Source organism: Ruegeria sp. CK1, assembly GCF_056536545.1.
This window is the reverse complement of the sequence record NZ_JBQFPX010000007.1, coordinates 84,994-101,561: the sequence shown is the minus strand read 5'-3', so window position 1 is coordinate 101,561 and position 16,568 is coordinate 84,994. Positions and strand designations below refer to the sequence as shown.

Below are 16,568 nucleotides of genomic sequence, written 5' to 3'. Positions count from 1 at the left end.
GGGGGTTGCAGACTCGGTAACTCCTGCGTATATGCAGTTCCAACAGCGGCGTGTCGGGCTTCGGTCCGGGGCTCCACCGGAAAAGATCGACGGGCCGCGCGCCCGTTTTTTTGTGCCCGGACGAAGGGTAGAGAACCTAATGACAAACGACCTGATAGCCAAAGCGGCGATTGATCGGCGATTGGCCGAGATCATCACCCCCGTGATTGAGGATCTGGGGTATGAATTGGTCCGCATCCGCCTGATGAGCGGTAAAGAGACGACTCTGCAGATCATGGCCGATAAGCCAAATGGCGGCATCGAAGTGGATGACTGCGCTGAAATCTCAAACGCGGTCAGCGCGACGCTGGATGTCGAGGACCCGATCCTTGACGCCTATACGCTGGAGGTATCCAGCCCCGGTATTGACCGCCCTCTGACCCGTCTCAAAGACTTTGAGACCTTCGAAGGGTATGAGGCGAAGATCGAGACCGCCGAGCTGATCGACGGCCGCCGCCGCTTTAAGGGGGAATTGGCCGGGGTCGAAGGGGATGAGGTACTGATCAACATCCCTGAAGGGTCTGAGACGATCACTATTGGTCTGCAATTCGACTGGTTGAGCGATGCCAAGCTGGTCCTGACCGATGACCTGATAAAGGAAATGCTGCGCCAGCGCAAAGACGCCGGTGCTGTGAACGAAAACGCTTTCGACGAGATTGAGACCGAAGGGTCCGAAGAGGAGACGAACTGATGGCAATCACCTCAGCCAACCAGCTGGAGCTGCTACAGACCGCCGAGGCCGTGGCCCGCGAAAAGATGATCGACCCCGGTCTGGTTGTCGAAGCGATGGAGGAGTCGCTCGCCCGTGCCGCCAAGAGCCGTTACGGCGCCGAGATGGACATCCGCGTCAGCATCGACCGCAAGACAGGCAAGGCGACGTTCACTCGGGTCCGCACCGTGGTCGAAGATGACGAGCTGGAAAACTATCAGGCCGAAATGACGGTCGAGCAGGCCAAGCAGTACATGGAATCGCCCGAAGTTGGCGACGTCTTTGTCGAAGAAGTGCCGCCGGTTGAAATGGGCCGTATCGCGGCGCAATCCGCCAAGCAGGTCATCCTGCAGAAGGTCCGCGAAGCCGAGCGTGATCGTCAGTACGAAGAATTCAAGGATCGAGCAGGCACCATCATCAACGGCGCCGTCAAGCGCGAAGAATTCGGCAATGTCATAGTCGATCTGGGCGGAGCCGAGGCCGTTCTGCGCCGCAATGACAAGATCGGTCGCGAAAGCTATCGCCCGAATGACCGCGTGCGCGCCTACATCAAGGAAGTCCGCCGCGAAGCGCGTGGCCACCAGATTTTCCTATCGCGCACTGCACCGGAATTCATGGCCGAACTGTTCAAGATGGAAGTGCCGGAAATCTATGATGGCATCATCGAGGTCAAGGCCGTGGCCCGCGATCCCGGTTCGCGCGCCAAGATCGCCGTGATCTCGTATGACAGTTCGATCGACCCTGTCGGCGCCTGCGTTGGTATGCGCGGTAGCCGTGTTCAGGCCGTTGTGAACGAGCTGCAGGGTGAAAAGATCGACATCATTCCGTGGAACGAAGATCAGCCTACTTTCCTTGTGAACGCGCTTCAGCCTGCTGAAGTTTCCAAGGTTGTTCTGGACGAAGAAGCTGGCAAGATTGAAGTTGTTGTTCCCGAGGAGCAACTATCATTGGCCATCGGTCGCCGTGGTCAAAACGTGCGTCTGGCAAGCCAACTGACTGGTCTGGACATCGACATCATGACCGAAGCCGAGGAATCGGCGCGCCGTCAGAAAGAGTTCGAAGCCCGTACCCAGCTGTTTATGGACAGCTTGGATCTGGACGAATTCTTCGCTCAGTTGCTGGTTTCCGAAGGGTTCACCAACCTGGAAGAAGTCGCCTACGTCGAGATTGACGAACTGCTGGTCATCGACGGCGTGGACGAAGGCACCGCGCAAGAACTTCAGACCCGTGCCCGTGAATTCCTGGAAGCGCAGGCCAAGGCGGCGCTGGATGCAGCCCGTGCGCTGGGCGCTGAGGACAGTCTTATTGAATTCGAAGGCCTGACACCCCAGATGGTAGAGGCATTGGCAAAGGACGACGTGAAAACGTTGGAAGACTTTGCCACCTGCGCCGACTGGGAACTGGCGGGCGGTTGGACCACGGTCGACGGTGAGCGTATCAAGGATGACGGTGTGCTTGAGCCTTTCGGTGTGTCGCTGGAAGAGGCGCAGGATTTGGTCATGACCGCGCGTATCATGCTGGGCTGGGTTGATCCGGCCGAGCTGGAGCAAGCCGAAGACGACGGCGAAGTTGCTGAAGAGGAGGCCGAGGCCTGATCTCAGGGCCTCGGGGTTCGCACATGGGTCGCGGTGGCGTCCATAAGGATCGGTCCGAAGGACCTGAGCGCAAGTGCATCGCCACTGGCGAGGTTCAACCCAAGTACGGGTTGATCCGCTTTGTGACGGGGCCAGACGGTCAGGTCTATCCGGATGTCGCGGCAAAACTGCCGGGGCGCGGGGTCTATGTGGCGGCGGACCGGGCTGCGCTGGACAAGGCCGTGGGTAAAAAGCTGTTCGCGCGCGGGTTCAAAGCGCAGGTAACTGCACCGCAAGACCTGAGTGACGAAGTTGAAAAACAAGTTGCGCGACGGGTGGTTGAATTGCTGAGCCTGGCGCGTAAGTCCGGTGACGCGGTTGCCGGGTATGAAAAGGTCAAGACGTGGCTGGACCGAGAAGAGGCCCAGGTGCTGCTTCAGGCAGTAGATGGGTCGGGGCGCGGCAAGTCGAAACTCAGCACGCCGCACTTCGGAAAATACATCGGCTGGCTGACGGCGGATGAGCTAGGGGCGGCATTTGGGCGCCAAACCGTGATTCATGCGGCTCTGGCCTCTGGCGGACTCGCCAAACGTGTTGTAGAGGAAGCGCAGCGCCTGCGTGGCTTGCGCGAAACGGATGACGGCGGCAGGGGCCGCGCGGAAGGGTAAGAAGCTTTATGAGCGATAATGACGGCAAAAAGACATTGGGTCTTCGTGGCGGGGCACGCCCCGGAAATGTGAAACAGAGTTTCAGCCACGGACGTACCAAGAATGTCGTGGTGGAAACCAAACGCAAACGCGTGGTGGTTCCCAAGCCGGGTGCTGGCAAACCGGGTGGCGGAGCAACGCCGTCGGGTGATCCGTCGCGCCGCCCTGCAGGTATCTCTGACGCGGAAATGGCCCGTCGGATGAAGGCGCTACAGGCCGCCAAAGCGCGTGAGGCCGAAGAGGCCGCCGCCCGTGAGGCAGCCGAAAAGGCGCGTGAAGAAGAACGCGCCCGCCGCCGCGCGGAACAGGAAGCCAAAGAACGCGAACAGCGTGAGGCGGAAGAACGTGCGCGCCAGAAGGCCGAAGAGGAAGAGCGTAAGCGTATTGAGGCGGAAGAAGCCGCCAAACGCGCTGCAGCTGCCCCGGCCCCGGCACCTGAAGAACCCAAAGCCGCCCGCGCCCCGGCTAATAAGCCCGCACCCGCGGCGACTCCGCGCAAGCAGGATCGTGAGCGCGAACAACGTGGCCGCGGCAAGGGTCGTGATGATAACCGTCGTTCCGGCAAGCTGACACTGGGTCAGGCCACCGGTGGCGAGGGCAACCGTCAGCGCTCGATGGCGTCGATGAAGCGCAAGCAAGAGCGTGCGCGTCAAAAAGCCATGGGCGGCCCGGTCGAGCGGGAAAAGGTAATTCGCGACGTGCAGCTGCCCGAGGCAATCACGGTGTCCGAGCTGGCCAACCGTATGGCCGAGCGCGTGGCTGACGTGGTCAAATCACTGATGCAGATGGGTATGATGGTCACGCAGAACCAGACCATCGATGCCGATACCGCCGAACTGATCATCGAAGAATTCGGCCACAAGGTCACCCGCGTCTCTGATTCGGACGTCGAAGACGTCATCAAAGAAGTTGAAGACAAGGAAGAAGACCTGCAGCCGCGTCCTCCGGTCATTACCATCATGGGTCACGTTGACCATGGTAAGACTTCGCTGTTGGATGCAATCCGCGACGCGCGCGTCGTGGCAGGCGAAGCCGGTGGCATTACCCAGCATATCGGTGCCTATCAGGTCAAAACCGATGGCGGCACTACGCTGACTTTCTTGGATACGCCCGGCCACGCGGCGTTTACCTCGATGCGCTCTCGCGGTGCTCAGGTCACGGATATCGTGGTTCTGGTGGTTGCTGCGGATGACGCGGTAATGCCGCAGACGATTGAGGCGATCAACCATGCCAAAGCGGCCGGAGTGCCGATGATCGTGGCGATCAACAAGGTCGACAAACCGGATGCAAACCCGGACAAAGTCCGTACTGATCTGCTTCAACACGAAGTGATCGTTGAGAAAATGTCGGGTGAGGTTCAGGACGTCGAAGTGTCCGCCATCACCGGTCAGGGCTTGGATGAACTACTTGAAGCCATCGCGCTGCAAGCCGAGATTCTGGAACTGAAAGCAAACCCGAATCGCGCCGCTCAAGGTGCCGTGATTGAGGCGCAGCTGGATGTTGGTCGCGGACCCGTAGCCACCGTTCTGGTTCAGAACGGTACGCTGCATCAGGGTGACATCTTCGTTGTGGGTGAGCAGTACGGTAAAGTCCGCGCGCTGATCAATGATAAGGGTGATCGTGTCAAAGAGGCTGGTCCCTCAGTTCCCGTCGAAGTTCTGGGTCTCAACGGTACGCCTGAGGCTGGTGACGTTCTGAACGTTACCGAGACCGAAGCGCAGGCGCGTGAGATCGCGGCTTACCGCGAACAGGCGGCCAAGGACAAACGCGCCGCCGCTGGTGCTGCGACCACCCTTGAACAGCTTATGCAGAAGGCCAAGGAAGACGAAAATGTCACCGAACTGCCAATTCTGATGAAAGCAGACGTGCAGGGTTCAGCTGAAGCTATCGTTCAGGCGATGGAAAAAATCGGCAACGACGAGGTGCGTGTGCGCGTTCTGCACTCGGGTGTTGGTGCTATCACCGAAACGGATGTGGGTCTGGCTGAAGCCTCTGGCGCGCCGATTTTCGGGTTCAACGTTCGTGCCAACGCGTCGGCGCGGAACACCGCGAACCAGAAGGGTGTCGAGATCCGCTATTACTCGGTGATCTATGACCTTGTTGATGACGTGAAAGCCGCCGCATCTGGTCTGCTGAGCGCCGAAATCCGCGAGAAGTTCATCGGTTACGCCGAGATCCGCGAAGTCTTCAAGGTCACAGGTGTTGGCAAGGTTGCCGGCTGTCTGGTCACCGAAGGCGTTGCGCGTCGTTCCGCAGGCGTCCGTCTGCTGCGCGACAACGTGGTGATCCACGAAGGTACGCTGAAGACACTGAAACGCTTCAAAGACGAAGTGGCCGAGGTTCAGTCGGGTCAGGAATGCGGTATGGCGTTCGAAAACTACGACGATATCCGTCAGGGCGACGTGATCGAAATCTTCGAGCGTGAAGAGGTCACGCGGACGCTAGACTGATCCGGTTCTGTAGAGAAATAGAAAACAGCGGTTCAATCGGGCCGCTGTTTTTTTTGAAACGCTGATTACCTTCGTTATTTGTCCCAGGTTTCTGTGTCTGACCCGTACCGGGTGTCTTGCAATTCTGATCTGAGCACGAATTGAATCTAATTTATTCTCTGCTCAGAGGAGAGCGTCGCCGTTCCTAAATCTGGGCACTAGGGCATTGCAAACAGATTAGGCGGAGTATTGGAGGTGAACGGGTAATTTGGGTTACGGTTTTCTCTCTATAAGCCAGTATGTTACGCCCAAAGCTAGGCCGATGGCTGCGTAACCAAGAAAGTACTGAGGTTCCAAGCTTTTGTCATCCAATGTTATGATTTTTCGAGCCACCGCCATCAAGGCTGTCGCGACAACAAGCTTGATGTGGATGACATCAGCGGTCAAATAAAGAGTGATGTTTGTATAGATTTCTATCGCTATGAGAACGACCAAAACGGCACTGAAAACCGTGAGAAGGTCACTGACCTCCAAGATGTAAACAGGCGGTTCCAGCAATTTCTGATAAGTTGTGAAACCCGCGTCTATGATGGCCAGAAGAATGATGCCTAGCATAAGCACTGATAATGCTCTAACACCGTGGCGGATCATGCGGTTACACCATCGAACGATACCATCTTCGTGATGGGGGTCTAGCTCCACATGTACTGGGATGGGTTTATTATCGTCGCCACTCACTGTGATCTCCAATTCCAAACTCGTTCGCAGCGTGAGACATTTCATTCAGTTGCATCGCCCGCTACGGCTTAGACGGAATCCTCTCACAAAATGGATGTAGTTTTCTAGGCTGATCTTTTGCTCGTTAAAGCGACCTGGTGGTCACGAAACGGAACTCGTGCTGCGCCGGTTTCATAAGAATAGAACCCAGTAAGGCACCCTTTTTCATAAAAGTTCGGCATCAGCTTTGACTTTTACCCGAATATACTTGGCTCTGCCACAGACACGCGGTTCTTGTTGTTTTTTCTGGCAAGGACCAAACCAGTTGGAATCCCAATATAATTAATTACCGAGATGTCGGTAAAAACGTCCCCGGGTGCATGATGATATCGAAATGCTGCATTCCCTTTTTCAGATCAAAACTGACCGAATGCCCGGCCTTGCGCAGCAATTCTGCGTAATCCCGACTTTGTCGGACAAACTCAGGCGTATCGCGCTCGGCAACTGCCACGTGATAGCGCGGACCAGGGGCAGGCAGATGCAGGATGGGTGACAGATCGTGCACCTCGACCGGGGTCAGTTGAAGCGGATCGTTAACAGGGGTCAGACGAATAGGTTCAAGATCGTACACGCCACTGATCAGGATCACATCGCGCACTCGAAGCCCCGCGCGAGCCAGCGCATCGGCTGAGGTTGCCATAACCATAGCCGCCAGTTGCGCCCCGGCACTGTGACCAGACAGGGTTATCCGTGACGGGTCAAATCCCAGATCAGGCGCGTTGGCGGCCATCCACAGCAAGGCGTCACGGCATTCATTGATCATGTCTCCGATGCGGGCATCCGGGGCGAGCGTGTAGTTAAGCGTTGCAAACGAGTGTTCGGCCTCAATCAACGCCGGGGCCATCATTGCCGACTCGCGCTGGCTAAGCGCCTGCCAATATCCGCCATGAATAAAGACATGCAGTGGCGCGCCAGTGCCTTTGGCAGGAAAAAAATCCAGAACCTGAGCTCTTCCGTCACCATAGGAGACGTTGCCGATCACCTCCATCTGCGCCCTGTGCTGCGCGCTGAGCGCGGCATAGCTGTCGAGGTACGGCGTCAGATCACCACCGATCATCGAGCGGGGTGAATATTCCTGATCCAGCTCTTCCTGAGAGAACCCTCTGTACAGCATTGCTTACTCCTGCTCGGTATACATTAGCGCAGTGCGCACATCGTAGAGATCATGAAAGAACCGCAAATCCAAGGCTTTGCGCAGAAAGGCCACGCCGCTGGACCCACCGGTGCCAGGTTGGTTTCCGATCACACGCTCGACCGCAGTGACATGATCGAAGCGCCAACGCTGGAATAAGGACTCTACGTCCATCAGCTTTTCCGCCAGCGCATACAAATCCCAATACCGATCCGTGTCGCGATACACCTGTACCCAGACTTCTACTATGCGGGGATCACCGGAATAGGGCTGCGCATAGTCGCGATCCAGTAGATCCTGCGGCACGTCAAACCCTTGACGGGCCAGCATGAAAAGAACCTCGTCGTACAGCGATGGCTTGGTTAGCGCTGCGGCCAGAAATTCCATGACTTCTGGATCATGTTCGTGGACTTTCAAAGTCGAAGCGTCTTTGTTTCCCAGAATGAATTCGATCTGACGATAGCCATAGCTCTGGAAGCCAGATGAACTGCCCAACGCGTCGCGAAAGGTCATGTAGTCCGCAGGTGTCATAGTCAGCAACGTTTCCCAGGCCGAGATCAGTTGTCGCTGTATCGCCTTCACCCGGTCGAGGTTCTTCATCGCCGGGCCGAACGCGTCTTGTTGCAGAAAGTGGCGCGTTTCGACCAGCTGATGGTGCATCAGCTTTAACCACAACTCACTGACCTGATGGATGATGATGAACAGCATCTCATCAGGCTGCGCTGGGTCTTGAAAGGTCTTTTGCAGGTTCAGCAGAGTCTTGAGCTGCAGGAAATCTCCATAGCTCTTGCGATGGGTTTGGGCGAAATCGGTGACCAAAGAGTCCTCGATTCCGCGTTCCAAAAAGCGCTCATCCTTGTCGCCCATTTGCTCCTCCAAACGCCTGAGTTCCCCCTTGTTTAGGGGCAGATCACGCGCAAGGCCAGAACGTCAGGCCCAGTCCAGCACTACTTTTCCTGATCGGCCGGATTTCATCGCAGCAAACCCTTCGGCAAAGTCGTCGACTTTCATCTCGTGGGTGATCACGCGGCTGACGTCCAGACCGTTCTGTAGCATGGCGATCATCTTGTACCAGGTCTCAAACATCTCGCGACCGTAGACACCCTTGATGCTGATTGCTTTGAACACGATCCGTGACCAATCAACCGGAGACTTTCCGGGCGGAATGCCTAGCAAAGCGATCTTGCCGCCCATCACCAGTGCCTCGACCATCTGATCCAATGCGATTTGCGAGCCGGACATCTCAAGCCCCACGTCGAAACCTTCTTTCATGCCCAATTCGGTGATGACGTCCTGCAGGTCTTCCTTGGACACATCAACAGTGCGCAAGGTCGGCACCACATGCTCTGCCAGTTTCAGGCGATCCGGGTTTATATCGGTGATCACCACATGCCGCGCACCTGCATGGCGTGCGACGGCGGCGGCCATGATGCCGATGGGGCCAGCGCCGGTGATCAGAACATCTTCTCCCAATAAGTCGAAACTCAGAGCCGTGTGGACGGCATTGCCAAGTGGGTCGAGAATAGCGCCGATTTCATCCGGCACGTCATCGGGCAAGGGGACCACGTTGAAGGCAGGCAATTTCAGGTACTGTGCAAAGGCGCCCTGTTCGTTCACCCCGATGCCTCGTGTGCCGGGGTCCAAGTGAAATTTGCCTGCACGGCTTTGGCGGCTGTCAGTGCCGATCAGGTGGCCTTCGCCTGAACAGCGTTGACCGATATCCAAACCAGTCACGTTGCGACCGATCTCGACGATCTCACCAGCGAATTCGTGGCCTGTTATCATCGGGATCGGAACCGTAGCTGCAGCCCACTCATCCCAATTCCAGATATGGATATCTGTCCCGCAAATACCGGTCTTGTTGACCTTGATCAGAACTTCTTCTGGGCCGATTTCGGGTACCGGAGCCTGCACCATCCACAGGCCTTCTTCGGGTTTGCTTTTCTCTAAGGCTTTCATCGTGTTGGGTCGCATCATATCACTCCCAATTCCTTGCCGACTTTTCCAAAGGCTGCCAAAGCCCGGTCCAGTTCATCCTTGGTCAGGGCCGCATTCATCTGCGTTCTGATCCGTGCCTGTCCACGTGGGACGACAGGGAAGAAGAAGCCCGAGACATAGACACCTTCGTCAAACAGCTTAGCGGCCATATCTTGCGCCAATGTGGCGTCACCCAGCATCACGGGAATGATCGGGTGTTCGCCCGGCAGCAGATTGAATCCCAGCTTTTCCAACCCCGCGCGCCAATATTTGGCGTTGCCGAACAATTGGGCGCGGAGCATTTCGCCTTCTTCGACCAGTCGGATCGCTTCCAGACCAGCCGCGACGATGGACGGCGGCAGCGAGTTTGAGAATAGATAAGGCCGTGCCCGCTGTCGTAGCAGGTCAATCACCGGCTGTGGCCCTGCGATGTAACCGCCGATTCCCCCGCCAAGAGCTTTGCCCAAAGTTCCCGTCAGAATATCTATGTCGACATCGAAGTGATCCGGCGTGCCTGCGCCGTTGGGGCCCATGAAGCCGGTGGCATGGCAGTCATCTACCATGACGATGGCGTCGTGTTTGTCGGCCAACTCCCGTATTTTCGGCAGGTTGGCCAGGTAGCCATCCATCGAAAACACGCCGTCTGTCGCGATCATAAGATGCCGCGCCCCGTCTTCGCGCGCCTGCTTTAGCCGGGCTTCGAGGTCGTCCATATCATTGTTCAGATAGCGATAGCGTTTGGCCTTGCACAGCCGCACCCCGTCGATGATCGAGGCGTGGTTCAGGCTGTCTGAGATGATGGCGTCTTCAGGCCCTAACAAAGGCTCAAAGAGCCCACCATTCGCATCGAAACAGGCGGCGAACAGGATCGCATCGTCCTTGTTCAGGAACTGCGCCAGTTTTTGCTCTAACTCGCGGTGAATGTCCTGGGTGCCGCAGATGAATCGGACCGAAGCCATGCCAAAGCCCTTGGGCTCCATCGCTGCCTTAGCCGCGTCGATCAGGGCAGGGTGGTCGGCTAGGCCCAGATAGTTGTTAGCGCACAGGTTGATTACCTGTTTGTCGCCCACCTTTATCTCACCGCCCTGCGGCGAGGTGATCATTCGTTCGCGCTTATACAATCCCTCGGATTCGATCTGCGCGAGGGTGTCCGTAACGTGGGACAGGAATGCGTCTGCCATGGCGGTCTCCGTTTATGTGAGTCGCATATCTAACATAACGGATGTAGTTCCCAAATGGGGGAATTACAATATTTAAGACAAGAATCCGTAAAAATGGAATTTCGCGATTTTAGGCGTGCTTGACGATCAAGAACACGCGGGCTGGGCCGACAGCGACAATCGAGTGCGCAACATCAGCTGCGTAACGTGCCGTATCCCCCTGTTGTAGGTCGCGCGTCGCTGTACCTGAGGTAACGCGCACCGCGCCTTCCAGCACGGTCAGTTGTTCTCGCGCACCACGCGCGTGGGGTTGGCTGGTCAAGGCGCCGTCTGCATCAAACTCGATATCGTAAACCTCGTGCCCACCAGCCTCTTCAGGCGGGGACAGGATTCGGATCCGACAGTTTTGGCCCATGTTGTCGATGCTGGGCACTTCTGCGTTGCGCAGTACTTCGACTTGATCCGTGGTGTTGACCTCTTCCAGCAGGCCAGCGAAATCCACCTGTAGTGCTCGGGTCAGGTTCCACAGGGTCGAGATGGTAGGGCTGCTTTCACCTCGTTCGATCTGGCTGACCATCGAGCGGGACACACCGCTAAGATTGGCCACGGCTTCAAGTGACAGGCCTTTGGCGCGGCGCGCCTCTTTCAGGCGGGCAGGCAGGCGTGTCAGGATATCGTCAGTTTTTTCCGTCATGACGGAATCTCATGCGCCTTGCAGGTCGAATTGTCAATTCTAACCGTGACGGGACGTCTCATGGGACATGCCTATGCTGCAAATGCATACTGGCGTCGAATCCCGGAGGAGACTGACATGACTGATATCGTATTGCTGGACGGAGCGCGTACCGCAATTGGAACCTTTGGCGGTGCGCTGGCCTCGACTGCACCCATTGATCTGGCGACCGTCGCCACAGAAGCCGCGCTGGAACGTTCGGGAGTTGAAGGCGCACAGATCGGCCATGTTGTCTTTGGGCACGTCATCAATACCGAGCCGCGTGACATGTACCTGTCCCGCGTTGCTGCGATGCAAGCGGGGATTCCGAACGGCACACCCTCCATGAACGTGAATCGATTGTGCGGATCGGGTGCGCAGGCGATTGTCTCGGCTGTGCAGTCTCTGATGCTGGGGGATGCAGAATTTGCAGTAGCCGGTGGGGCCGAGAGTATGTCGCGCAGCCCCTACATCGTGCCGCAGGCGCGCTGGGGTGCCAAGATGGGTGACGTGAAATCGCTGGACATGATGCTTGGGGCGCTGAACTGTCCTTTTGGCACCGGGCACATGGGCGTAACGGCTGAAAATGTAGCGGATGAGCATCAGATCAGTCGTGGACAGATGGATGAATTCGCATTGGCTAGCCAAACCCGCTCAGCTGCGGCCATTGAGGCGGGGTATTTTGACAGCCAGATCACACCCGTGCAAGTCAAGGTCAAGCGGGACATGGTCGACTTTAAGGTCGATGAGCATCCCAAGGCGACGACCATCGAAGCGTTGGCCGGCTTGCGCCCGGTATTTCAGAAAGATGGCCGTGTAACGGCGGGCAATGCGTCTGGCATCAATGACGGGGCGGCGGCGATGGTTCTGGCAACTGCAGATGCGGCCGAGAAAGCGGGATTGAAGCCCAAAGCGCGCATACTGGGTTATGCCCATGCCGGTGTTCGACCAGAAGTGATGGGGATTGGACCTGTTCCCGCTGTGCGAAACCTGATGAACAAAACAGGCCTGTCGGTGGACGACTTTGACGTGGTCGAAAGTAATGAGGCTTTTGCGGCTCAGGCTCTGGCGGTGAACCAGGAACTTGGGTTGGACGCAGCGAAGGTGAACCCAAACGGTGGCGCAATTGCCTTGGGTCATCCAGTCGGAGCGACAGGGGCAATAATCACACTGAAGGCTCTTTACGAGCTGGAGCGTACAGGTGGGTCAAAGGGCTTGGTGACCATGTGTATTGGTGGTGGTCAGGGTATTGCCATTGCTATTGAACGGCTCTGATTTGCGGTCGCTGAGGGGGGCTGTCTGCCCCCCATCACGCCTTGGCGTGATTCCCCCCGAGGATATTTTTGGCCAGATGAAGCGGGCGGGTTTGTCCTAGCTCAGCGCCGAAAGTACCAGAACGATTGCGGCGCCCGCGATTGCGCCGATGGTGGCGGGCAGGGCGGTTGACCATAGGCTAGATTTCTGCGGCTCGTCTTTTTGAGTCTGCGCAATCAGAGCATTTTCAACCAAACCCGGTAGACGTGGCCCAAAGCGTGCCAGAACCCAAGCGGTTTTGCTAAAGTCGCGCAGGGCGGCGCGGGGACCTATGGATTGTTTGATATAATCCTCGACCACGGGGCGCGCGACTTCCCAAATGTTCATGTGGGGGTCCAGAGAACGAGCGACACCTTCGACCACAACCATGGTACGTTGCAGCAGGATCAGCTCGGTCCGGGTTTCCATGCCGAACCGTTCGGTGACCTCGAACAAATAGTTCAACAGACGACCCATCGAGATTTGAGATGCATCCATGCCAAAGATCGGTTCGCCCACGGCGCGCAAGGCACGGGCGAATTCGTCGACGTCCCGGTCGGCGGGCACGTACCCGGCCTCGAAATGCACCTCGGCCACGCGTTTATAGTCGCGCCGTATGAATCCAAAGAGGATCTCGGCATAGACCCGGCGGGTGTATTCGTCGATATGGCCCATAATGCCATAGTCATAGGCAATGATATCGCCATTGGCGGCGACCTTCAGGTTGCCCTGATGCATGTCGGCATGGAAATAACCGTCGCGCAAAGCGTGTAGCAGGAACAGGCGCAGCACGCGTTCAGCCAGATCGCGGCGATTGTGACCAGCAGCATCAAGGGCCGCGTTGTCGCCTAGCGGAATGCCATCCGCCCAACTGAGCGTCATCACTCGCCGTGCAGACAGCGACCACACCACAGGTGGCAGCCAGAACCCGGCATCGTCCTTAGTATTGGCCGCATATTCCGAGGCGGCAGCACTTTCCAAACGCAGGTCCAGTTCGCCACGCACCACGCCGTCAAAGTGCTCGATCACATCCATCGGGCGAAGACGGCGCGCACCGGGGGCAAACAGGTCAATGATGCGGGCGGCGAAATAGAACGCATCGACATCCTTGCGGAAGGCGCGCTCGATTCCAGGGCGTAAGACTTTGACAGCAACATATTCGCCGTTCTTGACCAACCTCGCCTTGTGGACTTGCGCGATCGACGCGGCAGCGATTGGCTGGCTGAAGTCTTCGAATACCTCTTCGACCGGTTGGCCAAGTTCCTTCTCGACTTCGGCCATTGCCTCGTCGCGGGAAAAGGGGGGCAGTTTGTCCTGCAATACACGCAATTGCGCGGCGAGTTCAGCGCCTACCACGTCTGGTCGTGTCGAAAGGATCTGGCCAAATTTGATGTAGGCCGGGCCCAAAGCGGTCAGCGCCCGCGTCGCCGGAGGCATGTTGGGGTCACCTTTGTAGCCCAGCCATTGGAACGGCTTGCCCAGTGCGTGGGCTACAAATCGCAAGGCGCGCGGTGCTTCAAATGCGTCGAGAACTACGTTCATCGCGCCCGTGCGCTCTAATGTGGCGCCTGTTCGGATCAGGCGGATGATGTTGTGAGGGCCGCGCATTAAATCTTCCAGCCGGAATGCAGCGCGGCGATACCCATGCTGAGATTGCGGTATTTGGCGTTTTCGAACCCAGCGGTTCGGACCATGTTCAGGAATGTATCCTGATCGGGGAATTTTCGGATGGATTCCACCAGATACTGATAGCTGTCATAGTCATTGGCGATCAGCTTGCCCATGCGGGGAATGACGTTGAAGCTGTAGAGATCATAGAGTTTTTGCAGCCCCTCGTTTGGCAGCTGACTAAACTCTAACACCATCAATCGACCGCCGGGTTTGAGGACCCGGAACGCCTCGTTCAGTGCCTCTTGCGGGCGGGTGACGTTTCGTATCCCGAACGAGATTGTATAGACGTCGAAGGTATTATCCTCAAACGGTAGAGACATCGCGTCGCCAACCACCCAGTTCAGGCTGTCAGACATCTGGTCGGCCTCGGCGCGCTGGCGACCTTCGATCAGCATCGGTTCGGTCAGGTCCAGAACCGTAGCGTGGCCGTGACCCGCGCGTTTGAGGAAGCGGAATGAAATATCACCGGTTCCGCCCGCCACATCCAACAGCCGCTGACCGGGGCGAGGGGCCAGCCAATCCATCATCGCGTCTTTCCAGACCCGGTGGATGCCCATCGACATGACATCATTCATAACGTCGTATTTCGAGGCGACCGAGTTGAACACGCCCTGTACGCGTCCGGCCTTGTCGGCCTCGCGCACTGTTTCAAACCCGAAATGGGTGGTCTTGTCGTTGCTGTCGGACATTGAAGGGACGCCTCTGTCAGTGTTGCCCATTCTTATAGGCCCCCGCGCCGGGAAGACAATCGCGCGAAAAGGTAGCAGGGAGCGGCGAATTGACAGGTACGCCACAGATTTTCCTTAGTCGTCCAGTAAGACGGATTGCACATTTTATATAAATTTTTGAATCTGGTGGAGTTTTTATTTTGGCAGGTTTGTTGGCAACGATATTGGCGTTTCTATTCATCGCTTGGCGATTGAGGGCAGTCATTCGCACTTTCTTAAGAGTTCGTCGCGCAGAAGGGGTGGGCGACAAGTTAGACGCAGCAGCGAGGCATTTTCCCAACGACGTGCTGACGGACTCAATATCTCGGGCTGGCAGCGAGTTGCCCGCGAAGCAATCGCTGACGCGATTAACCTTTCGAGCAACGCCGGGGGTGATTGTTCTGACGGCATTGGTCTTGATCGTATTGTTCTACATCAGCTTCGTGCGACCCGACCTTGCCGGTGCAGGGAACGTACTTCCATCCCAGGATGCACAATTGTTTTTGTGGATTAAAGTCGTTGTGATGCTGTTGGGGATCTACACTTTGGTCTTTCACCTCGCCAACTCGATCTCGATCGACGGAACCGAGCTGGTGACAATGGGACCTTTGTTTCAACGCCGGTACTATGATTTGACGAAACTCTCAGGGATCAGCCTTAGGCACAGCGGCAACTATGTTTTACGTTTTTCCGATGGGAAGACAGCGCGAATTCTGAAATATGTAACCGGACATGATGAAATGGTGCATGCGTTGGAACGCGCGCTTGCAACTAATCAGGAGAGTGCATGCCTGAGCTTCCCGAAGTTGAAACGGTCCGCCGCGGGTTGACGCCCACCATGGAGGGCGTGGTGATCGAACGGGCAGACGTAAACCGACCTGATCTTCGATGGCCTTTCCCCGAGCGTATGGCTGAAAGGCTGACGGGACAACGTGTGGATCGGTTGAGGCGGCGGTCAAAGTACATTCTGGCCGATCTCAGTAGCGGTGAAACCTTATTGATCCATCTGGGTATGTCAGGGCGAATGACCGTTTCAGGCGATCCGCTGGTACAGTTCGTGCACAATCATCCGATGCCCGAGAAACACGATCATGTGGTGTTCCACATGGCCAATGGCGCGCGCGTGACGTTCAACGATCCGCGCCGGTTCGGGGCGATGGATTTGATGCCGACGGCCACGGCCGAAGAACACAAGCTGCTGGCTGTGTTGGGCCCAGAGCCTTTGGGCAATGATTTCCACGAGCAACACCTGATCTCTGCGTTCCGGGGCAAGAACACCCCGGTCAAATCCGCGCTGTTGGATCAGGGAATCGTTGCCGGATTGGGCAATATCTATGTGTGTGAGGCACTTTATCGCGCAGGTGTGTCGCCACGTCGCAAAGCCGGGCAGATTTCTGCGGCGCGTGTTGCCGCACTGGTTCCGATCATCCGGCAGGTGCTGCAAGACGCGATACAGGCGGGTGGCTCATCCCTGCGCGATTTCCGCCAAGCTGATGGAGAACTTGGATATTTTCAGCACAGCTTCGACGTTTATGGCCGCGAGGGCGAGCCATGTCGCACAGAAGGCTGTGAGGCAGATGTGAAGAGAATCACTCAGTCCGGTCGCTCATCCTTCTATTGCGCGCAATGCCAAAGATAGCTTGATCCAGCGTTCTCGCGTGATAAGGAATCGTATCTGAAC

At 56.9% G+C, this 16,568-nt stretch carries 15 protein-coding genes; 7 read left to right on the top strand and 8 right to left on the bottom strand.

Going from position 1 to position 16,568, the window contains the following annotated elements:
* Positions 1-139 precede the first annotated feature (139 nt).
* Genes rimP through infB form a run of 4 tightly spaced genes read left to right on the top strand, consistent with a single transcriptional unit; the run spans position 140 to position 5,479 of the window.
* Entirely contained in the window at positions 140-730 is a 591-nt protein-coding gene (gene rimP, locus ACR0L3_RS16130) for a ribosome maturation factor RimP (protein ID WP_480746782.1), read from the top strand.
* Positions 730-2,343: a transcription termination factor NusA gene (gene nusA / locus ACR0L3_RS16125; RefSeq protein ID WP_480746780.1), complete on the top strand. Its 1,614-nt coding sequence runs from the start codon at positions 730-732 to the stop codon at positions 2,341-2,343. Before rimP ends, nusA begins: the two co-directional genes overlap by 1 nt.
* A 23-nt stretch (positions 2,344-2,366) precedes the next feature.
* Positions 2,367-2,990, top strand: a complete 624-nt coding sequence (locus tag ACR0L3_RS16120) for an RNA-binding protein (RefSeq protein ID WP_480746779.1) — start codon at positions 2,367-2,369, stop codon at positions 2,988-2,990.
* An 8-nt stretch (positions 2,991-2,998) separates the two neighbouring features.
* The gene (gene infB / locus ACR0L3_RS16115) at positions 2,999-5,479 is read left to right on the top strand and encodes a translation initiation factor IF-2 (RefSeq protein ID WP_480746778.1); all 2,481 of its coding nucleotides are present in this window, start codon (positions 2,999-3,001) and stop codon (positions 5,477-5,479) included.
* A gap of 252 nt (positions 5,480-5,731) precedes the next feature.
* Here infB and ACR0L3_RS16110 read toward each other — a convergent pair whose 3' ends face one another.
* The 6 genes from ACR0L3_RS16110 to ACR0L3_RS16085 all read right to left on the bottom strand — a co-directional run bounded on the left by ACR0L3_RS16110 (position 5,732) and on the right by ACR0L3_RS16085 (position 11,198).
* On the bottom strand, positions 5,732-6,196 hold the full coding sequence (locus ACR0L3_RS16110; protein WP_480746777.1) for a phosphate-starvation-inducible PsiE family protein: 465 nt from the start codon (positions 6,194-6,196) through the stop codon (positions 5,732-5,734).
* Between the two features lie 325 nt (positions 6,197-6,521).
* Complete coding sequence (locus ACR0L3_RS16105) at positions 6,522-7,349, bottom strand: alpha/beta hydrolase (protein ID WP_480746776.1); 828 nt, start codon at positions 7,347-7,349, stop codon at positions 6,522-6,524.
* Between the two features lie 3 nt (positions 7,350-7,352).
* Positions 7,353-8,234, bottom strand: a complete 882-nt coding sequence (locus ACR0L3_RS16100) for a tryptophan 2,3-dioxygenase (protein WP_480746775.1) — start codon at positions 8,232-8,234, stop codon at positions 7,353-7,355.
* Between the two features lie 63 nt (positions 8,235-8,297).
* A complete protein-coding gene (gene tdh / locus ACR0L3_RS16095) occupies positions 8,298-9,326 on the bottom strand; it encodes an L-threonine 3-dehydrogenase (RefSeq protein WP_480746867.1) in 1,029 nt (342 codons plus the stop codon).
* A 14-nt stretch (positions 9,327-9,340) separates the two neighbouring features.
* Positions 9,341-10,525 (bottom strand): glycine C-acetyltransferase, encoded by a 1,185-nt coding sequence (locus tag ACR0L3_RS16090; RefSeq protein ID WP_480746774.1) that lies wholly within the window; start codon positions 10,523-10,525, stop codon positions 9,341-9,343.
* A gap of 109 nt (positions 10,526-10,634) precedes the next feature.
* Positions 10,635-11,198: a helix-turn-helix domain-containing protein gene (locus ACR0L3_RS16085; protein WP_480746773.1), complete on the bottom strand. Its 564-nt coding sequence runs from the start codon at positions 11,196-11,198 to the stop codon at positions 10,635-10,637.
* 117 nt (positions 11,199-11,315) lie between these two features.
* Here ACR0L3_RS16085 and ACR0L3_RS16080 point away from each other — a divergent pair, with 117 nt between their 5' ends.
* On the top strand, positions 11,316-12,491 hold the full coding sequence (locus ACR0L3_RS16080; RefSeq protein WP_480746772.1) for an acetyl-CoA C-acyltransferase family protein: 1,176 nt from the start codon (positions 11,316-11,318) through the stop codon (positions 12,489-12,491).
* A 96-nt stretch (positions 12,492-12,587) separates the two neighbouring features.
* On the opposite strand, the gene ubiB is transcribed toward ACR0L3_RS16080, so the two are convergent.
* Together ubiB and ubiE are read right to left on the bottom strand one after the other, a co-directional pair.
* Positions 12,588-14,117, bottom strand: a complete 1,530-nt coding sequence (gene ubiB, locus ACR0L3_RS16075) for a 2-polyprenylphenol 6-hydroxylase (protein WP_480746771.1) — start codon at positions 14,115-14,117, stop codon at positions 12,588-12,590.
* Complete coding sequence (gene ubiE / locus ACR0L3_RS16070) at positions 14,117-14,869, bottom strand: bifunctional demethylmenaquinone methyltransferase/2-methoxy-6-polyprenyl-1,4-benzoquinol methylase UbiE (RefSeq protein WP_480746769.1); 753 nt, start codon at positions 14,867-14,869, stop codon at positions 14,117-14,119. The genes ubiB and ubiE overlap by 1 nt, the downstream gene beginning before the upstream one ends.
* Positions 14,870-15,048: 179 nt before the next feature.
* Between ubiE and ACR0L3_RS16065 the strand changes: the two genes are divergently transcribed.
* Together ACR0L3_RS16065 and mutM are read left to right on the top strand one after the other, a co-directional pair.
* Positions 15,049-15,717 (top strand): hypothetical protein, encoded by a 669-nt coding sequence (locus ACR0L3_RS16065; RefSeq protein WP_480746768.1) that lies wholly within the window; start codon positions 15,049-15,051, stop codon positions 15,715-15,717.
* Positions 15,675-16,526, top strand: a complete 852-nt coding sequence (gene mutM / locus ACR0L3_RS16060; RefSeq protein ID WP_480746767.1) for a bifunctional DNA-formamidopyrimidine glycosylase/DNA-(apurinic or apyrimidinic site) lyase — start codon at positions 15,675-15,677, stop codon at positions 16,524-16,526. Before ACR0L3_RS16065 ends, mutM begins: the two co-directional genes overlap by 43 nt.
* Positions 16,527-16,568 lie beyond the last annotated feature (42 nt).